Origin of the sequence: Nonomuraea sp. CA-143628 (genome assembly GCF_050942315.1) — a bacterium.
Lineage (GTDB): Bacteria > Actinomycetota > Actinomycetes > Streptosporangiales > Streptosporangiaceae > Nonomuraea.
Genome location: NZ_CP192072.1, coordinates 2,874,770 through 2,892,132 on the forward strand (window position 1 = coordinate 2,874,770; position 17,363 = coordinate 2,892,132).

Annotated in this window: 15 protein-coding genes and 1 pseudogene; 7 read left to right on the forward strand and 9 right to left on the reverse strand. The window is 68.2% G+C overall.

The window, feature by feature from the left end; all coding sequences use genetic code 11:
* Positions 1 to 124 precede the first annotated feature (124 nt).
* Both ACQP2T_RS13605 and ACQP2T_RS13610 read left to right on the forward strand, forming a co-directional pair.
* Entirely contained in the window at positions 125 to 508 is a 384-nt protein-coding gene (locus ACQP2T_RS13605) for a winged helix-turn-helix transcriptional regulator (protein WP_433516506.1), read from the forward strand.
* Positions 509 to 520: 12 nt separating this feature from the next.
* On the forward strand, positions 521 to 1,390 hold the full coding sequence (locus ACQP2T_RS13610; RefSeq protein ID WP_433516507.1) for an alpha/beta fold hydrolase: 870 nt from the start codon (positions 521 to 523) through the stop codon (positions 1,388 to 1,390).
* Positions 1,391 to 1,659: 269 nt separating this feature from the next.
* On the opposite strand, the gene ACQP2T_RS13615 is transcribed toward ACQP2T_RS13610, so the two are convergent.
* Positions 1,660 to 3,309, reverse strand: a complete 1,650-nt coding sequence (locus ACQP2T_RS13615) for a hypothetical protein (protein WP_433516508.1) — start codon at positions 3,307 to 3,309, stop codon at positions 1,660 to 1,662.
* 214 nt (positions 3,310 to 3,523) lie between these two features.
* Here ACQP2T_RS13615 and ACQP2T_RS13620 point away from each other — a divergent pair, with 214 nt between their 5' ends.
* Positions 3,524 to 3,652: a hypothetical protein gene (locus ACQP2T_RS13620; RefSeq protein WP_433516509.1), complete on the forward strand. Its 129-nt coding sequence runs from the start codon at positions 3,524 to 3,526 to the stop codon at positions 3,650 to 3,652.
* A gap of 1 nt (position 3,653) precedes the next feature.
* Positions 3,654 to 6,050: a DUF4132 domain-containing protein gene (locus ACQP2T_RS13625; RefSeq protein ID WP_433516510.1), complete on the forward strand. Its 2,397-nt coding sequence runs from the start codon at positions 3,654 to 3,656 to the stop codon at positions 6,048 to 6,050.
* Positions 6,051 to 6,071: 21 nt separating this feature from the next.
* On the opposite strand, the pseudogene ACQP2T_RS13630 reads toward ACQP2T_RS13625, so the two are convergent.
* Positions 6,072 to 6,461, reverse strand: a pseudogene (locus ACQP2T_RS13630) (IS982 family transposase); the annotation flags it as partial.
* A gap of 366 nt (positions 6,462 to 6,827) precedes the next feature.
* Here ACQP2T_RS13630 and ACQP2T_RS13635 point away from each other — a divergent pair.
* On the forward strand, positions 6,828 to 7,385 hold the full coding sequence (locus ACQP2T_RS13635; RefSeq protein ID WP_433516511.1) for a hypothetical protein: 558 nt from the start codon (positions 6,828 to 6,830) through the stop codon (positions 7,383 to 7,385).
* On the opposite strand, the gene ACQP2T_RS13640 is transcribed toward ACQP2T_RS13635, so the two are convergent.
* Positions 7,352 to 9,433 (reverse strand): hypothetical protein, encoded by a 2,082-nt coding sequence (locus ACQP2T_RS13640; protein ID WP_433516512.1) that lies wholly within the window; start codon positions 9,431 to 9,433, stop codon positions 7,352 to 7,354. The two genes, ACQP2T_RS13635 and ACQP2T_RS13640, sit on opposite strands and share 34 nt — an antisense overlap.
* A 221-nt stretch (positions 9,434 to 9,654) precedes the next feature.
* Complete coding sequence (locus tag ACQP2T_RS13645) at positions 9,655 to 9,843, reverse strand: hypothetical protein (RefSeq protein ID WP_433516513.1); 189 nt, start codon at positions 9,841 to 9,843, stop codon at positions 9,655 to 9,657.
* Between the two features lie 346 nt (positions 9,844 to 10,189).
* On the opposite strand from ACQP2T_RS13645, the gene fxsT reads away from it, so the two are divergent.
* Positions 10,190 to 12,694, forward strand: a complete 2,505-nt coding sequence (fxsT, locus tag ACQP2T_RS13650) for an FxSxx-COOH system tetratricopeptide repeat protein (RefSeq protein ID WP_433516514.1) — start codon at positions 10,190 to 10,192, stop codon at positions 12,692 to 12,694.
* A gap of 9 nt (positions 12,695 to 12,703) precedes the next feature.
* Here fxsT and ACQP2T_RS13655 read toward each other — a convergent pair whose 3' ends face one another.
* Both ACQP2T_RS13655 and ACQP2T_RS13660 read right to left on the reverse strand, forming a co-directional pair.
* Complete coding sequence (locus ACQP2T_RS13655) at positions 12,704 to 14,011, reverse strand: HEXXH motif domain-containing protein (protein ID WP_433516515.1); 1,308 nt, start codon at positions 14,009 to 14,011, stop codon at positions 12,704 to 12,706.
* Complete coding sequence (locus ACQP2T_RS13660) at positions 14,008 to 15,222, reverse strand: FxsB family cyclophane-forming radical SAM/SPASM peptide maturase (RefSeq protein WP_433519768.1); 1,215 nt, start codon at positions 15,220 to 15,222, stop codon at positions 14,008 to 14,010. Before ACQP2T_RS13660 ends, ACQP2T_RS13655 begins: the two co-directional genes overlap by 4 nt.
* A gap of 76 nt (positions 15,223 to 15,298) precedes the next feature.
* Between ACQP2T_RS13660 and ACQP2T_RS13665 the strand changes: the two genes are divergently transcribed.
* Positions 15,299 to 15,601, forward strand: a complete 303-nt coding sequence (locus tag ACQP2T_RS13665; RefSeq protein ID WP_433516516.1) for a hypothetical protein — start codon at positions 15,299 to 15,301, stop codon at positions 15,599 to 15,601.
* 254 nt (positions 15,602 to 15,855) lie between these two features.
* Here the strand turns inward: ACQP2T_RS13665 and ACQP2T_RS13670 are convergent, their stop codons facing one another.
* From ACQP2T_RS13670 to ACQP2T_RS13680, 3 genes are all read right to left on the reverse strand, one after another.
* The gene (locus tag ACQP2T_RS13670) at positions 15,856 to 15,978 is read right to left on the reverse strand and encodes a hypothetical protein (protein ID WP_433516517.1); all 123 of its coding nucleotides are present in this window, start codon (positions 15,976 to 15,978) and stop codon (positions 15,856 to 15,858) included.
* Between the two features lie 298 nt (positions 15,979 to 16,276).
* A complete protein-coding gene (locus tag ACQP2T_RS13675) occupies positions 16,277 to 16,456 on the reverse strand; it encodes a hypothetical protein (RefSeq protein WP_433516518.1) in 180 nt (59 codons plus the stop codon).
* On the reverse strand, positions 16,413 to 17,333 hold the full coding sequence (locus ACQP2T_RS13680; protein WP_433516519.1) for a transposase: 921 nt from the start codon (positions 17,331 to 17,333) through the stop codon (positions 16,413 to 16,415). The genes ACQP2T_RS13675 and ACQP2T_RS13680 overlap by 44 nt, the downstream gene beginning before the upstream one ends.
* Between the last annotated feature and the right edge of the window lie 30 nt (positions 17,334 to 17,363).

Here is a 17,363-nt window from a genome sequence, read left to right on the forward strand (position 1 = left end):
ACCGCCCGTACAACCTTGCCCGCGCCCGGATCGTGGTGCGCTAACCGCCATCCCGGCCAACGCTTTGGTGGCATCTTGAAACCAAGATTTGGTAGCATCATGAAACCGAAAGGAGGAGTGCGGCATGGTGCGACGAACCCGCCTTGGTGACAGCACCTGCCCCGTCGCCCGGACACTGGACGTGATCGGCGACTGGTGGTCGCTGCTGATCGTCCGGGCCGCGCTCGACGGGGACCGCCGATTCAGCGAGTTCCACCGCACGCTCGGGGTGGCGAGAAACATCCTCACGACACGCCTGCGCGCACTGGTGGACGCCGAGATCCTGATGATCGTGCCCGCTCCCGGCGGCGGAGCCCACCATGAGTACGCCCTCACGCCGAGGGGCGAATCCCTGCGTCCAGTGATCGCGGCTCTGCGGCAATGGGGGGAAGAGAACCTTCCCGCCGCCCCGGATCAGGCGCGTGGCCCCGGGCCTGCGGACGCCCCCTCTTCTACCCGCCCCCAGTAGAAGGAGAGTCCCGTGCCTGAGTCGACGATCAAGGTGAACTCGCTGAGTTTCACCGCACTGATGGACGGCCCACCGGAGGGCGAACTGGTCATCCTGTTGCATGGTTTCCCGGAGAACTCCCGGCAGTGGGCGGCACACGTGGCAGCACTCGCCGAGGCGGGGTTCCTTGCCGTGGCCGTGGACCAACGCGGGTACTCACCCGGCGCACGACCGGCGGATGTGACGGCCTACCGGATGCCTTACCTGGTGCGGGACGTGCTGGACGTGGCGGACGCGTTGGGTGCCGATCGGTTCCACCTGGTCGGGCACGACTGGGGCGGCTCGGTCGCGTGGTGCACCGCCTTCGCCAGCCCTGGCAGGATCGCGACGCTCACCTCGTTCTCTACGCCGCATCCCCGCGCTTTCGCCGATGCGGTGCGGGAGGGCTCGCAGGCGGTGCCGGACTACCACCGGACTTTCACGCCGGACGGTGCGGAGGCGATGCTGCGGAACGGCCTGGCGTGGATCCGGAACGCGCTGGGCTCGGCGGTCCCGGTGGACCACGTCCAGGAGTACGTGACGCGGTTGAGCGACCCCGGGGCGCTGCGTGCGGCGTTGAGCTGGTTCGCTGCCAAAGATCCGGCGGACGTGGCGATCGGTCCGGTGGAGGTGCCGAGCCTGTACGTGTGGAGTGACGGCGATCCTGTGGTGCGGCGCCGCACCGCGGAGCTGACGGCGAAATGGGTGACCGGTCCCTACCAGTTCGTGGCGCTGGAGGGCACCGGTCACTGGATCTCGGAGGAGGCGCCGGAAGCCACCGCACGGCTGGTGGTCGAGCACGTACGCAGACATCGTCCTGCGTCTTGTCGAACGCCTACTCCACCTCAGCCAGCGACGGGGTGAGCACTTCCGCCGACTCCCGAGCAGACACAGCCCTTGCGAATCTCGGGCAGGCCGTCCGATCGATCGGCGTCACCCGAATCCCCGGAAACCGTCACCGGTACGGGGAGGTCACCTACGGGCAGTTCGCCGTGTTCTCGATCTTCACACAGCGTCAGCGGTGATCCTTTGAGTGGCGGTCAAACAAGTACCTGGCGGGCTCGGTCAACTTCGGCGGTGCGATGAAGGGCTGACGGCCGTGCCCGGCCCGATGGCCGGGCACGGCCGTCGGGTCACTTGACGATGATCTGATGGGTGGCCTGGGCCGGTCCGGTCCCGCCGTCCCCGGCATAGCTCGCGAGGTAGCTGTACCTGCCGGCGTTGGCGGGCGTGTCGGTGAACGTGTACGTGCCGTCGGCGTTCACGCTCACCGGCGGGAGCTTGACGGTCTTACCGCTGGTGCCCTTGATGTACAGGGTGCGCTGCACGGTGAGCGTGGACCCCGGTGAGGGCGGCCTGCCGCCCGCCGTCAGGGCGCCGCTCAGCTCCACGGCCGTGCCGGCGACGCCGGACTGCGGCCCTGTCAGGGTGAGCGTGGCTTCGTGCTTGACCGTCACGGTGGCGGAGGCGCTGCTGCGGCGGTGGCCGTCGTCGCCGTCCCAGAACACCCAGTAGATCACCTCGCCGATGTATGGCGGCAGCTCGAAGACGGGCGTGTCCTGGAAGGTGAACGTGCCGTCCTGCCGCGTCGTCACGCCGGTGATCGGCAGTTTCGTCCAGCCGGGCAGGTACTGGATCACCGTGAGCGGCTTGAGCCCGAGCGCCTCGCCGTTGGCGCGGGTGAGCCGCCCCTCGACGGTGATCGGCGAGCCGGCGTACGCGTCCGCGGGGGCCGTCACCGTGAGTTTGGTGGCCGGTAGCGCGACGCCCGTCACCCGCCACAGCAGCAGCCGGTCCGTGGAACTGCGCAGCAACGCGAAGACGTCCGTGCCGGAGAACGCGACGCCGTCCGGGAGCAGTTCGGCGTCCGGCTGGTCGGCTGTGAACAGCTCCGTGCCGGTCGCGGCGTCGTAGAGGGTGAGGTCGGTGCTGCCCCACTGGCGTCCGGCCGCGACGTAGGCGCCGTCCGAGCCGAGCGCCACGGCGGACGGGTACCCGTCCCAGCCGTCGCTGTAGGTGCCGGTCGCCGCCAGGGTCCTGGTGTCGTACCTGGTGAATTGACCGGGGGTGTCGGCCGCGCTGAACAGGGTGCCGCCGTCGGAGCTCAGGGTGAGGTCGCTCAGGGAGTCGATGCGCCACTTCTTGCCGTCGATCGTGCCGCGCAGCGCGGGGGCGCCGTCGCCGATGTCGTAGACCAGCATGTCGGCGTGGTGCAGGGCGGTCTGGCCGACCACGAGGGTGTCGCCGGCGGCCGCGAGCACGGGAGGCCGCAGGTGCTCGCCCCCGACCGCCACCGGCGCCGGTGTGGTCGCGCTCAGATTCAGGCCGACGACGCCGCCAGGGCCGTTGTCGCACCCGTGTCCCACCCACAGCCGCTCGCCCAGCAATGCCAGGGTGGACGGGCACGGGTGGGCCGACAGGTCGATCCGCCGGGTGACGGCTAGGCTCGCGGTGTCGATCTCGGCCACCTCGTTCGAGCCGGTTAGCGCCGCGTACAGGCGGGTGCCGTCCGCGTTCACGGCCAGCTCGCGGACGCCGGACAGGCCGGTGACGACGCCGCCGGTGAGGTTTCCGTCAGTGTCGGCCACGATGATGCGGTCGCCGGCGGGAACGAACACTCGGCCGCCGCCGACGGCCAGGTCGGCGGTGTAGGAGTCGGTGACCCCGAGGTCGGTGGTAGTGCCGGCCGCCGAGGCGGCGGGGGCCGCGACGGTGAGCAGGCCGGTGATCAGGCCGGCGGCGCCGCAGTAAGCGGCTAATCGGCGAACCAGTGGGTGGCGCACGAGAACCTCCTGCACAAATGGGAACAGACGTTCTAATAACGACTTATGAGTGTTCCCACGTCAAGATCGGTTGGTCGCACGACACCAAACCGTGATCAAGCACTGCGCCTGCCGGAAATCTCATCCATGCAGTTCAATTTGCGCGGTCGGATTGTCGGTGCCCGTTGATAGCTATGGCCTGTCACGTTGACCGACCGACGACGATGGAGCCCCCATGGCCACGGCCACCTTCAGAGACGAGAGCGCCACCGCCAGGTGCCCAGTCGAGATCGCCCTTCCCGCTCGGCCCGACGTGAGCCCGGCGCGCGAGCTCGTCCGCCCCGTGCGGCGGGTCGGAGCCTGACATGGGCGTCCTCGACAACTTTCCCAAGTCCCAGGGCTACCTGCTCAACTACCGCATCGAGGGGCTGCCGCGTGAGCTGTTCGCTCTGTACGACGCGGGCGGGCGGCCTGGCGCCGACGAGGCCGGGCGCAGGGCGTTCGGCATGTGGGCGCAACTGCGGCTCAGCCTGGGCGACAGGGGCGGCCACGAGCACCCCGAGGAGGTGCTCCGGCTGGTGGGCGAGGTGGCCGATGGCGACATGTCCTGGACATTCGAGGACACGCGCTTCCTGTGGGAGATCGCCGACGCGCTGTCGAGTTGCGGTCACACCGGCCACGCCGAGCTGTACCGGATCCCGCTGGCCGCCATCGCGACGCTCGGATACCCCGAGCGCCGTCAGATCCTTGATGACGTGCCGCCGTGGCACCCGGCCCACCGCGGCCCGGGCCGGGCCGCGTTACGCAAGGACCTGGAACGCGTCCTGACCGAGCCCCCGGAGCACGGGCCGGCCGGGGTCGTGCGCACCCTGGTCTGGGACGGCGACCCCATCGCCCGTGCCATGGCAGGAAAGTACGCCGACCGGCTGACCCACCCCGCCGTGCTGCCTCTGCTGAGACACTGGCGCAAGGCCAAGGCCGGCAGGCCCAGCGAACCCTGGCTCGCCAAGGTCCGCACGCTGCTCACCGACGACGGCGTGGCGGTGCTGCGCGAGATCCTCTCCCGCGTGGCCACCCACCGCGAGAGCCGCGAGCCCGACGGCAGGGTCTTCCTCGCTCGCCGCACCGCCCTCCCGCTGCGCGGCATGCTGTGGACCTGCGAGGTGATCGACGCGCCCTGGGTGTCCACGCTGCTCGGCGACGTCGCCGTCAACTGCGGCATCGGGCGCAACGGCACCGGCGGCGCTGCCGTCTGCCGCAACGAGAGACTGGCCAACGCCGCACTGAACGTGCTGGCCAAGCGGGGCGGCCTCGACACGGTGGGCGTGCTCGCGCGCGTACGAGCCAGGCTGCGCAGACCGGCCCTGCTGGCGAAGGCGTCCGACGCTCTCGACGCGGTGGCCGTACAAGAGGGGCTGAGCCACGAACAGCTCGTCGACCGGACGGTCCCGGCCTTCGGGCTCGGCCCCGACGGGGTCCGGGAGGAGCAGGCCGGCGACTGCGTCGTCCGGCTCGACGCCGAGGGGCCGGTGCTGCGGTTCGTCAACGCGTCCGGGCGCGTCGTCAAGTCGGCGCCCCAGTCCATCCGCCAGGATCCGGTGCTCGCCGATCTCAAGGCCACGCTGAAAGACCTCAAACGCACGCAGGCCGCCGAGCGGCTACGCCTGGAGCAGATGCTCATCGTCGAACGCGAGCTGTCCTGGCAGGAGGCCGAGCAGTACTTCTTCGACCATCCGGTCACCGGCCCCTACACTCGCGCCCTCATCTGGCGGCTCCGCGACGGGTTCGCCGGGCTGCCGGTCAGGGATGGCGGCGGCTGGGCACTGGCCGGCGTGAGCGGCGAATCCGTGCGTCCGGGCGCCGGCACGCCCGTCCGGTTGTGGCACCCGATCCTGGAGAGTGTCGAGGGGGTGCGCGGCTGGCGCGACCACCTGCTGGAGCGGGGGATCAGGCAGCCGTTCAAGCAGGCCTACCGCGAGGTCTACCTGCTCACCCCGGCCGAGGAGCGCACCCGCACCCACTCCGACCGTTTCAAGGGCCACATCGTGCGCTACGGGCAGGCCAAGGCGCTGCTGGAGCAACGCGGCTGGAGCAAGCTGTCGATCGGTCACTGGGACTACGAGTGCGGCGGCGACATAGGGGCCGCCGTCAAGACGCTCGCCGGCTGGCAGGTGAGCTGGGGCATGCGGGTCGCCTCCGACCCCGCGCAGGATGACTGGGGCACGGCCTCCTGCGCCGCCACCGACGCGATCCGGTTCCGCCACGCGGATCTTCCCGGCGACGCGCCGCTCACCGAAGTGCCGCCGCTGGTGTTGTCGGAACTGCTGCGCGACGCCGACCTCGCCGTGGGGGTCGGGTCCCTGGGGCTCGACCAGCAGGCGGCGGCCGGGCACGACGGCTACTGGCAGTCGTACGGGTTCGGCGAGCTGAGCGAGACCGCTCGCACCCGGCGTGACGCGCTGGCTCGGCTGTTGCCCCGGCTGAAGATCGCCGACCGGGCGGAGCTGACCGACCGATTCCTGCGTGTGCGGGGGCAACTGCGCACCTACCGGATTCATCTGGGGTCGGGCAACATCCTGATGGAGCCGAACGACGCCTACCTGTGCATCGTCCCCGGCCGCGACCCCTCCGCCTCATCGGTGTTCCTGCCGTTCGAGGAGGACGGCGGAATGCTGTCGGTCATCTTGTCGAAGGCGTTCCTGCTGGCGGACGACACCAGGATCAGTGATCCCAGCATCACCCGCCAGCTCGTCGCTATCTAGACGAGCAAGTCCGATCTCCGGTTACTGGTCGTAGGCGGTCAGTGACCGGGTGATCGGGGCATTGGTTGTGTGGTTGTGCCAGATCGCGGCGGCCATCGCCAGGATGCGCTGGGCGAGGCGGAAGGCGACCCCGGCGATGGAACGGCCGCCGTGGTCTTTCAGGTCGAGTTGGCCTTTGAGGGTGTCGTTGACTGATTCGATCAGCTGCCGGACCTTCTTCAGCAGCGGTTCGCCGTAGCGGGCCTTCTCGTCCTTGCGGGACGGGCGCAGCATGGTGATCTCGTACGTGCCCAGAAGCGTCTCGAAGTCCTTGCCGGCGAATCCCTTGTCGCAGATCGGCAGGATGCCGTCGTGTTCGGCCGTCACGCCCGCGTCGACTTCGAGCATCGCGGCCAGGACCTCACGCTCGCCGAAAAGCTCGACTAAGTCATTCTGGGACAGAGCCATCGTGAGCGTGTCGACGGCCGCCGGAGGTAGGCCAGGCGTAGGAGCACGGCCAATCATCATGGCGCACGCGTTATCCGTCTTTTGAGGGCTGGAGCTCGCGAACGCCATGCGGAGTTCCACATGATTATGGCCTGGGCGGACGTAATTATCGGCAGGTGCACTGGTCACTGCGGATGGTGAGCGGCTGAGGGGAGATTTGATCAATCGGCCGCCGCTCAGGGCGGGCAATGGCGATCTTTGACCTGACATCACGACCGCCCAGAGACGCCGATATGCGAATTGGCGGAAGAACGCCTTACAGAACTCGGGATCCGATGCCAGACTCCTGACATGGCAGATGCTTCTGTCGTTACGGCCATCATCTCGGCGGCCGGTGGAATGGTCGGCGCGCTCAGTGCCCTCGGGGGCGTTGCCCTGACCAACCGGGCCGCGGCCAGGAAGGAAGAGCGGGAGGCACGGCGGCGGAGGGAAGAACAGCAGACACAGGCGCGCGAGCAGGCGTACGGGGATCTACTGGGCGGAGTCCTCAAGCTGCGACTACAGGTGGAGGTCGCGGCTCACCATCCCTGGGAGGACATGAACGAGCGGCTCGCCGCCATCGAGGCGCAGGCGGCGTCCGTTGGCGATTTGGCCTCCCGGGTGGCCGTATTGTCCCCCAGCGAGGTGGCCGGAACAGCGCGGGCGCTGGCGACAGCCGCGTACAGTCTGGCGAGCCAGACCACCCGGTACACCCGGATGAACTTTGACGCTGGCGGCCAGTTCGTGAGCGGACAGATGCTGGAGCCGCCGTCGTTTCAGCGGCTGGATCTATGCGTCGATGACTTCTGCCGGGTAGCCGTCGGGCCGGAAGACGCTCAGGAGCCGCTCGGGACGTCCCCCAAGAGCTGAGCGGCCTCGGCGCACTGATGGCGGGTAAGGGCGGGAGCGGTGGCGGCCAGCGAGAGCCGGGCCAGGTCCGCGGCTGCGATGCGGTCGCCGCCCAGCGCCCGCACCCGGGCCGCGTAGAGGAGCACAGGTCCGTTGTCGGAACCGGGTTCGAGCACGGCCGCCATCTCCTCTTCGGCACCACGGGAATCCCCTGTGCCGATGAGGGCGAGGGCGCGGGCGGCACGGCCTTCGGGGCGTAGTTGCAGCCGGACCTGGTCGAGGTCGCGCAGGGCACTTTCCGCCCGGCCCAGATCAGCCAGCATCTCCCCACGGGTCCGCAGCGCCTCGGGCGTGTGGGAATCGGCGTTGAGCACCTCAGTGAGTACGGTCACCCCGGCGCGGCCGTGCCCTACCTTCCACAGCGTCCGGCCCAACTCGGTCTGCAGGGTGAGGTCGGCAGGCAGCCGGTCGACAGCGGAGCGCAGGGTCTCGACCGCTTCGACGTCCAGGCCCTGCGCCAGGAGCGAGTGGCCGATAGCGGCCAGCAAGTAGGCCACGGCCATGTTGTTCTGGAGGGCCTCGAATAGGGCGGCGGCGGCGCGGTAGCAGGTCACGGCCCGCTCAGGGTCGCGGCGCAGATGGGCGATGTCTCCCATGCGCGACTGGGTGTGCGCCAGCAGCGTCAGGTCCGCCTCACCCGCGGCGGCGAGGGCGGCGCCGACGTTGTGCTCCGCGGCCGCCAGATCTCCTCTGAACAGCGCGGATGCGGCCGCCGACAGATGCCGCCCCGGACCAGTGCCGCCCGGGTGCAGATCGGCGATGTCCAGGTTCATAAGCGGGCCGGTCAGGAGTTCGTGGCGCAGCCGGTACGGCGGGTTGGCCGCAAGCACGTACCTGTCCTGGAATGCCGCTAGCACGGCGGCGGGCAGACCCTCGCGGGCGGCGGCCTCCACCGCGTCGGCGCTAGGCCCCGTGGCGAACGTCCGTTGCAGCCACGACGCGAGGCGCAGCGTCGAGACGTTGTGCTCGGCGGCCACGTCCACGATCGCCTGCCCGCAGAACTCCCTAAGCGATCGCTCGATGCCGGGATGCGCGTGCACGTCCTGGACGGTGATGGCCGTGATGTCGGTGGGCAGCGACGCCCACAACCGGGAGCAGATCACCTGAAGGAGAACCGGATCGACTGCGTCGCGTCCCGTGGCGACCGTGGCGACGATGTCCTCGGCCGCGCCGTCGGCGTACCATCTCCCGCTGCCTTGGATCGGCCGCTCCACGGCCTCCACGGCGTCGGCCGTCGTCAGCGGGGCCAGCACGTATGGCTCCAGGGGCCCCAGGGCAGCTTCGAGGTCGGGGAGATGCTCCTCCCTGACCGACAGCAGGAGGTGCAGATCCGACAGCTCGCCGATGGCCTCGCGCAACTGGGCCAGGAAGCCGGCCCGGTGGGGATCGAGCCGGGCGTGTCGTTCGAAGACCTTCTCGACCTGGTCGATTGCCACGAAGAAAGGACTAGGACAGCCTGGATAGCCGTCGCGGCGGAGGAACTCGTACAAGGACAACCCGGCGAGATGGTTCGGCGGTGTCGTAGGCATCCAGGAGCAGAGCAGTGCCAGCGTGTACGGGTTGTGCTCGGGCAGTGCGGCGAGCGCCGGCGGTGGCGGTCCGAAGGGCCGGCCGACGGGCAGGACACCGGCGGTGCGGAAGGCGGTGTCAGAGACGAGCCGCGCGTGGAGCAGCGAGGTCTTGCCTGAGCCGGGCGGCCCAGTGAGCACGCTCAGCCGATGCCGCCGCCAACGGTCGGCGAGCTCGGCCGCTGCCTCGGAGCGCCCGAAGAATTGCCCAGCTTCTTGTGCGCGAAAAGGGCGTACGCCAACATATGGCTGCCGATCGACATAGTGGGCCATCACGCTGACAGTCATCGCAGCGATCCCATTCGAAATGGGGGTCCTGCAAGCAGGATCGGCTTCGGATACGAGAGTCCGGCCACGCTCATTCGCCGACCGCCAGGCTGAAGGAACGGCCATGCGGTGATGGCGAGAAGGAGGCGCGTCGGCCGGATGCGCGATTGCCATGGAGAAGACGGCGACTGCTCAGCAATGCTGTCGACTCCTCTCACGGAAAGCGCCGTCGACCGGCGGAGCCCGGTCCGACGTATGACGTGAGTTTATGCCGGTGGGCGGCGCACTCACGCCGCGACCCACCGCGGAGCCTGCGTGCGCGTCGTGCGCCCGCATTCTGGTCTCCTCTCTTACCTCGAGGAGAGCTGGCTGCGATCCGTGTCGAGAAGTGGGCGTCATATGCTCTGACTGAACCCGAGGAGCGATCCGTTCTGGGCCAGTGCCCTCTTCACCGCCTGGCCGAACACGGAGGGGTCTTCCGCGGAGAGAGCCGCTATGTCGCGGAGCGAGGCTTCAGAGAGATCAAGCAGGCCACCGTCGTCTTCATCGACACGCTCGTACAAACCATCCTCCTGCCTCTCCACTGTCACTCCAGACTTTTCCAGGGCGCTCGCTCGCACAGTCGGGCCACGCGAGCCCGCTTTGTGAAGGCACGCCTGCCACAGCATCGCCCATATGGCGGACCTTGCCTAGGGGGAGGGCGTGGACGCCGCAAACTTTGTGACCAGGTGGAACCTTCGAGTAGAAGATCGTCAGATCGGCGGTCTGTCCCTTTATATCCTGATTGGTGTAATAGATGATGATGTGAGGACATTGGTAGAATATTAGGATGAAATGTGAATTCTTTGCCATGCTGACCACGCCTGAGGTGTCAAGCTAGGAGCCCTGCTCCAGTGTTGCTACGATCGGTCCGTGACGGCTTCTCGGACGGTGGGGCGCGGCGGATTGCCGGAGGTTTGGGGCGAAAAGATACCTCCGCGCAATAAGAATTTCACCGGTCGGGAAGGGCTTCTCGAACGGCTGCGCAGTGGAATCACATCTGATGTGACAGCGGTGGTGCCGCATGCCCTTCACGGTATGGGGGGCGTCGGCAAGACCCAGGTCGCCGTGGAGTATGCCTGGCGTTATCAGTCCGAATATGACGTCGTCTGGTGGATATCCGCAGACCAGGCGCTGCTGGTGCCCGCAGCGCTGGCCGCGCTGGCTCCCCGGCTCGGGCTCCCGCCCGCCAAAGCGGTCGGCATCGACGACACCGCGGCTGCCGTTCTGCATGCGCTGCGCCGCGGCGAGCCGTACGAACGGTGGCTACTCATTTTCGACAACGCCGACCGCCCCGAGGACATCAACCAGCTCATTCCGCGCGGTCCCGGCCATGTGCTCATCACCTCGCGCAACCAGGAGTGGCGTAGCGTCGTCGAGACCGTCCCGGTGGACGTGTTCACGCAAGGCGAGAGCGTTCAGTTCCTGCACAAGCGCGTGTCTAACAACCTGCGTGAGGCGGACGCCCAGCGGCTAGCCGACGAGCTTGGGCACCTGCCGCTCGCGCTAGAGCAGGCGGGCGCGCTGCAGGCCGAGGCGGGCATGTCGGTGGACGAATACCTCCAGCAGCTCGCCAAGCACATGCCTGACACGTTGCAAATGCCCAAGCCGCTGGACTACCCACGGTCGATGACGGCGGCCTGGCGGTTGTCAGTGAGTCAGCTGGAGCAACAGCTGGCCGAAGCCGTCGAGCTTCTCCGGTGCTGCGCCTTCTTCGGCCCCGAGCCCATTCCGGTCGACGTCTTCCGCTGGGGCGTGTCCGATGCGGTGGGGCCGGGCCTTCAGCAGCTCCTCGATCGGCCGCTGCTGCGCAGCAAGGCCATCCGCGTGATCGGTCGCTACGCCCTGGCCAAGCTCGATCCCGAGACGCGCACCCTGCAGGTGCACCGACTCATCCAGGCGCTGCTGCGTGCCGACCTCAGAGAAGAAGATCATCACCGTTACCGGAAGGTGGTCCACCTCCTGCTCGCCAGCGCCGTGCTGGGCGATCCGGACGACGAGGCCAACTGGCTACGCTACGCCGAGCTGGTCCAGCACATCGTGCCAGCCGAGGTGGCGGCCACTCGCGATCCGAAGGTGCGCGAGTTCGCGCTCAAGATGGTGCGCTACCTCTACATGTCCGGTCAGCACCAGACGAGCCGTGCCTTCGTGGAGAGCTTCCTCCAGCAGTGGATCAAGGACTCCGGTCCGCACGATGAGCACGTGATCGTGGCGGAGTCGCAGCTCGGCCTCGTTCTGCGTGAGCTGGGCGACTACTCGAAGGCCTACGACACCGACAGGTCGGCGCTGGAGCGTTCGCGTCAGGTTTTCGGGCCGGAGCACGAAAGGTCATTGTTCATCTCGCAGGGGTTTGGGGCGGATCTGCGCGCCCTCGGCGACTTCGACCGGGCACGAGAGCACGATGAGGACGTCCTGCGCGGCCACGAGGCCACGTTCCCGCCCGACCACCTCGAGCTGTTGTCCGCCAAGAACAACCTGGCCCTCGACTACGCCCTGATCAGCCGCTACGAGCGCGCGCGAACCGAGCACGAAGAGGTCTTCACCGTCTCGAGTCGGAAACTCGACGTCAGCAAGGTGGCCCACCTCGCGTTTTGGGGCAATCTCGCCCGGGTGGTGCGGCTGTGCGGCGACTACGAGGAGGCCAGCGATCTCGGCGAGGACGCCCACGCCTTCGGCGTTCAGGAGCTCGACGTCGAGCACTGGGTGACCCTGCGCACCGCCAAAGACCGTTCGATCGCACTCCGCCGGACGGGCCGTGTCGATGATGCGCTCGAGTTGGCACAGGACGTCTACGAGCGATACAAGCGGCTGTACGGTGCGAGCCACCCTGACACGCTGGCCGCCGCCATGAACCTCACCAACAATATGCGGAGCACGGGCCGGATCAATTCCGCGTTCGAGCTGGCCCTGGACACAATGAACCGCTATCCGGAAGCGTACGGCCAGGACCATCCGTACAACCACGGATGCGCGGGCAACCTCGCGTTGCTGCACCGGGTGCGAGGAGACGTCGAGAGCGCGCGCAAGCTCAACGACCAGTGTCTGCGTGCCCTAGACTCCAGGCTCAGCCGTGACCACCACTACTCCCTCACCGTGGCGATCAATCTAGCCAGCGACCTGACAGCGCTCGGCGAGCTGGACACCGCGCTGAGCCTCAGCGAGGACACGCTCGAGCGGTCCCGGCGGCTGCTCGGTGAGACCCACCCGTTGGCGCTCGGGTGCGCTGCCAACTTGTCTGTGGTGCTTCGGCGCCGGGGCGCCGACGAGCAGGCCGAAGAGCTGCAGTCACGGACCATCGCCCAGTACGAACGCGTTCGCGGCCACGACCACCCCGACACGGTGGTCGCGACGGAGGGCAGGCAGCTCGACTTCGACTTCGACCCACCGCCCATCTGACGGCCGTCGTCACGCCGGCAGGCCCGCGTTCGCCCGTCGCCAACGGACCAGGTGGCGCTCGCTCGCCGCGCGCGCCCGCGCCGCGGCGGCAGTCGGCACCTGCTCGCTCTGCCAGTCGGCCAAAACCCGGCACATGTGCGCGGCGAAGTGTTTTCCCGCAGACGTCAGCAGGCCGGAGGTCATGAGGGTGTCCACAGCTCTGTGGGCACCTGTACGCCAGCGTGCGAACTCACTGTGCGCGAGCAAGGCCCTGTCACCGCGCTCGCGGGTGCGCTGGCACCGCCAGAACCCGCTGACGCCCAGGTAGGCGTAAGCCCCTTGCAACAGACCGTCGGCCGGTCGCGGATCCTCCCGCCACGGCGCATAGAACCGGCAACTGTCATCGGGCTCGATCAAGCGCACGATGTCGAGCAGGGCGCCCAGCTTGGCGTGCTGTACCTCGTGCGCGAGCATCGCGGCGAGCGTGAGGCCGTCCGAGGGCGCCGACAGACCGACCGTGCCGAAGGTCTCCGAGGCCGTCCCGCTCACCTGCCCGTCGGCGGGCGGGCGAAGCGGGGTGAGTACACGATGCGCCACCGCGATCTCCGCGGCCGTGGTCGGGTGATGGGTGGTGAGTATGTCCCACGCCTCCTCGAGGGCGGAACGCCAGCTCCGCAGCTCTCCTTCGGACAGCCGGTCGGCTACGTCCGCCGGCATGCGGTGCGGGTCGACGTCGTCGAGAAGGAGATTGAGAGTGCGGCCGTTGGCGGAGGCGGTCAGTCGCCGCACACCGCGCCAGCCTGGGGCGTCGCGGGTGTGGTCCGCGGGGATCGGCACGCGGACGCCTTGGACGAAAACCTCTGCGCCCCAGGGCGTGGACCGCACTGTGGCCGTGCCCTCCGGTATGAGCGCCTCCCCCAGCGACGGTAGGGGCAGCGATCCCCCAAAGGTGCGCACGTCAATGGAAAGCGGGGCCCGCGCCCTGATGGCGGCGGCCGCCGTGACCGCGGCAAGGTGGTCGGGCCGAGCCCGCGCCGGATCGTGATCGAGGGCGAGCAGGGTGGTCCGCAACCAGGCTCCCACGGCCGGATAGCACAGCACGTCCTCGACCGCCTCGGGCGCCTCGTCCTGCAGTGCGGAGAGCCGATCGTAGGCGTCCGCGGCCCAGCCCGCGCCCGGATGCCTCGTCATCCTGGCACTCTGCACGACCCCGCGCAGCAGCAGCAGATGTTTGCTGCGTTCGACGGTGGCTAGCTGGCGCACGGCTTCGGCGCCACCCCCTCCGGCCGCCAGAGTGGCGAACGCCTCGTCAGATATGCGGTGTCTGCAGAGGTTCATCGAAGCCTTTCGACCTGGGCGGCGAGATCGGCCGCCACGACCCTTCTAATGTGTCGGATGAGCTGCAGCAGGTCGGGGCAGTACACCGACGGATTGGCGAAGCCGCTCCCCGAGCGGTAACGGTGGACGAACTGGCCGCCGCCGCAGACGTTTCGCATGTCGCACGCCCGGCATTCCGGGGCGAGCGCGGGCTCGCCAAGCTGGCGGGCCGCGGTCTCGGGCAGGAGCAGGGCGTCGTCGAACGTGTTCATGTCCACGTGCAGCCCGGTGGAGGCGGCACCAGGGGAGGAGGATCGCACTGTGTCGGACAGTTCTATCGTGCCGTCGGTGTCGATCACGAGGACCGTCACCGGGGACAGTCCCACCGCTTCGCTGTTGGACCGGCCGCCGAGCAGCAGTTGGATGATCTCGCTGAAGAGGCGGACGTTGGTCTCCATGTGGGGCGCGGCGTACCAGCGGTCGAAGACAGCGATCAACCAGTCGGCATACGGCGTCGTGGCGGAGCCGGGTAGGCGCCGCGGTGGCGGAAACGACCAGTTGCCCAGCGGGAGCAGGAAGTCGATTTTTGGCGGTCGGTGCTCGAGTAACGCCTCATAACTGGCTAATGGGTCGTTGCGCAGATCTATCGTGCACAGCAAACCACTGAACAGATGCGGAAACGAGTCGCGGAGCAGGCGCAGCGACTGTGTGACCGCATCGTAACTGCCCTTGCCGTTCGCGAATTTCCGGTGTTGGTCATGGGCGTTCCTGTCGCCGTCAAGACTTACCGCCACAGCGATATCAAGTTCCGCGAACAGGCGAAGGTGGTCGACGTCGAGCCGGATGCCGTTCGTTTGCACGCGGGCGCCCACCCGGGCGGATCGGCCGACCGCCTCGCGGGTTGCGGTAATGATGTGGGCGATGAGGCCGGGACCAGCGAGAAGGGGCTCGCCGCCGTGGAGTATCAACTCAACGGAGGGCAAGTCGTGGGCCCGGACATGTTCGGCGATGCGCGTGGCGGTGCGCGTGGCGGTGGTGGTGGACATGCGGATTGGCTGGTCCCGCCAGCTCTGGTCCGCCATTTCATAGACATAGCAGTACGCGCACGAAAGGTCGCACCTGCTATTGACCTTCAATACGAATTCACGAAATGGAGTGGGCGCCCACCCTTGAGCCCTGAGGATGGCAGGATCCAAGGTTCTCGGCCACTCGGTATGGTCCGCACGCCCCATCGATCCGAGGTTCACCGCCACGCCTTGATCAACTCCCGAGGTTTGAGCATTCGGCGCGTCGTTGCGCAATCGGTTGATGGACCACAACCACTATGAGCGGGTAAAAGGATCTCGTCAAACCACCGAGCAGGGAGAAGGTCGTTCCAAATGGCGAAAGAACGGCCTTGCGGACCGCCGTGTAAAGCTAGGCAAGACCTGCGCCGCCGTTTCATACGGCGGATTTGCTCGGGGTGAACCGTTCGACGGGGCCGAGCCTGAAGCGGTCGTGGCGTTCGGCGATGATGACGCGGCGGAGCTTGATCGCCATGTCTTCGAAGGATGGTCGGTCTTGGTGGTGTATCAGCGGGCTCGTGCCCGTCGTTCGGCGGTGTCGGGCTGAGACCGCTCATGGCGTACCAGAGGATGGTCGGGCTGAGGCAGATCATGCCGAACGGCACGGTGCGTTCGACCGCGAGCCGGGTGCGGTTGCGGGCCTGGCCGACGCCGAGGCTCTGGCCGGCGCACTGTTGCGCGATTGGCTTCCGGGCGGCGGTGCCAGGCCGGCAGGGTGCCCGGCGTCACCAGCCGATGAGCCCGCAAGTGGGGAGGCAAGAGTCGCGCCAGCGCGGCGGGGGCCGCTCGATCGGCCCAGTCCTACTTCGGCCGGACGACCTGATGGTGCAGCACCGTGACCTCATACCGGAGCACCATGATCTCGATGTCCTTGACCGTCTCACTTCGGCCTAGGAGCACCATCCGGCCAAACGCCTGGATCATACGTAGGTAGAGAAGACGGAGAGACATAAGAACCGACCCTGCCTGAGCGGCGTCCCAGGTCGGCTCCCAGGTCAAGCGCCTTGCGACGACTTCTGAAGCGGTGCAGGTTTTAGGCGGTTTTAGGGATGAGGGAGCCGCGGCCGGCGGAGCGCCGAACAGCAGGCGGGCAGCGCCGCGAACGCAGCGCTCACTGCTCTGCTCATGCCCTTCGGCGTGACGCACCAGGGTGGAAGCGTCGACGTCGGCTACCTTCTGTCGGCGTTAGGTCTCGGCTTCCTCCTGGGAGGGCCCGTCAGCTTCAGCGCCGCGTGCGGTTCAGCATGACCAGCCCGGCGATGAACGATCCGAGCAGAGCCGGTGACAGGACCGCGAGGGCGCCCCACGCAAAGAGGCCGAGATAGCCGAGCGCGGACGAACCGTATGTCGGGTCGGCGTCAGCGGCCGCGAACAGCCCCAGGCCGAGGATGATACCGGCCACCGTGAGCGCGATCGGCGTCCACAGGAGCACGTGGGCCCACACACGGTACGTCCGACTGTAGACACGCCGGGCCGACGGTACGTTCGGCCGCGGGGGATACCCGACGGATTCGCTCATGCCGCATTTGTAGCAGCCCGCGTGGCCCCGCACCGCCAGGGCCGGCCGTGGCGGTGCGGGGAGCGTCAGTGGGGCGAAGCGGTGGAGCGGCAGGTTGGCCAGGCCGGTCAGCTCGGCCACGCAGGCGCCGAGCCGCACTTGCCGGTCGGCGTCGTAGGCGGGGGTCCACGCTGGTGGGCAGGCGCAGGACTGCCTGCTGGATCTCCTCGGTCAGGGTGAACCCGATCGAGTGGGACAACCGCCTGCCGGGTTTGGTGAGCCAGGTCAGGAACTCTTGGGTGCCGCCGCCGGAGTCGGTGCGAATCAGCACCTGACGCCGGTGGTGCTTGGGGAACTGGGCTAGTGCCAGGCGGGTGGCTTCGATGTGGTCGGCGGCAGTATTGGAGCCGGCGTTGCCCGGCCGCAGCACGATGGCCAGTGGTTCACCAGACCCTCGCGGGCCGTGGTCGGCGAAGACCGTCATGGGGTGGAAGCCGAAGGTGTGTTTCCAGGTCGGCGAGGCGTGTTCTTTGTCGGAGTGGGCGATGACGATGGTGGCGTCGAGGTCGAGGGGGATCAGCCCGCCGTCAGTGCCCTCCGCCCTCGTTCCGGCCAGGTCCCAGGCATGCTCGCGGGCCGCGCGCAGGGCCTTGAGAGCCTTGGCCTCGTCGCGGGCGAGCCGGTTGATCAGCCGGGAGCCGGTCGGGTCGGAGGCGACGGGGCCGAGCAGGCCGGGCTGGGCGCGCAGCGGGGCGATGTCGGCCGGGCAGTCACCGCCCAAGGCAAGGCTGACGGCCAGTCGGCCACGATC

Bases quoted from the DNA above. Each gene is read 5' to 3' on its own strand.
- ACQP2T_RS13660 (WP_433519768.1), bottom strand. From the start codon at position 15,222: ATGGGGCGTGCGGACCATACCGAGTGGCCGAGAACCTTGGATCCTGCC.
- ACQP2T_RS13605 (WP_433516506.1), top strand. From the start codon at position 125: ATGGTGCGACGAACCCGCCTTGGTGACAGCACCTGCCCCGTCGCCCGG.
- ACQP2T_RS13670 (WP_433516517.1), bottom strand. From the start codon at position 15,978: ATGATCCAGGCGTTTGGCCGGATGGTGCTCCTAGGCCGAAGTGAGACG.
- ACQP2T_RS13625 (WP_433516510.1), top strand. From the start codon at position 3,654: ATGGGCGTCCTCGACAACTTTCCCAAGTCCCAGGGCTACCTGCTCAAC.
- ACQP2T_RS13620 (WP_433516509.1), top strand. From the start codon at position 3,524: ATGGCCACGGCCACCTTCAGAGACGAGAGCGCCACCGCCAGGTGCCCA.
- ACQP2T_RS13635 (WP_433516511.1), top strand. From the start codon at position 6,828: ATGGCAGATGCTTCTGTCGTTACGGCCATCATCTCGGCGGCCGGTGGA.
- ACQP2T_RS13640 (WP_433516512.1), bottom strand. From the start codon at position 9,433: ATGGCAATCGCGCATCCGGCCGACGCGCCTCCTTCTCGCCATCACCGC.
- ACQP2T_RS13655 (WP_433516515.1), bottom strand. From the start codon at position 14,011: ATGAACCTCTGCAGACACCGCATATCTGACGAGGCGTTCGCCACTCTG.
- ACQP2T_RS13665 (WP_433516516.1), top strand. From the start codon at position 15,299: ATGGACCACAACCACTATGAGCGGGTAAAAGGATCTCGTCAAACCACC.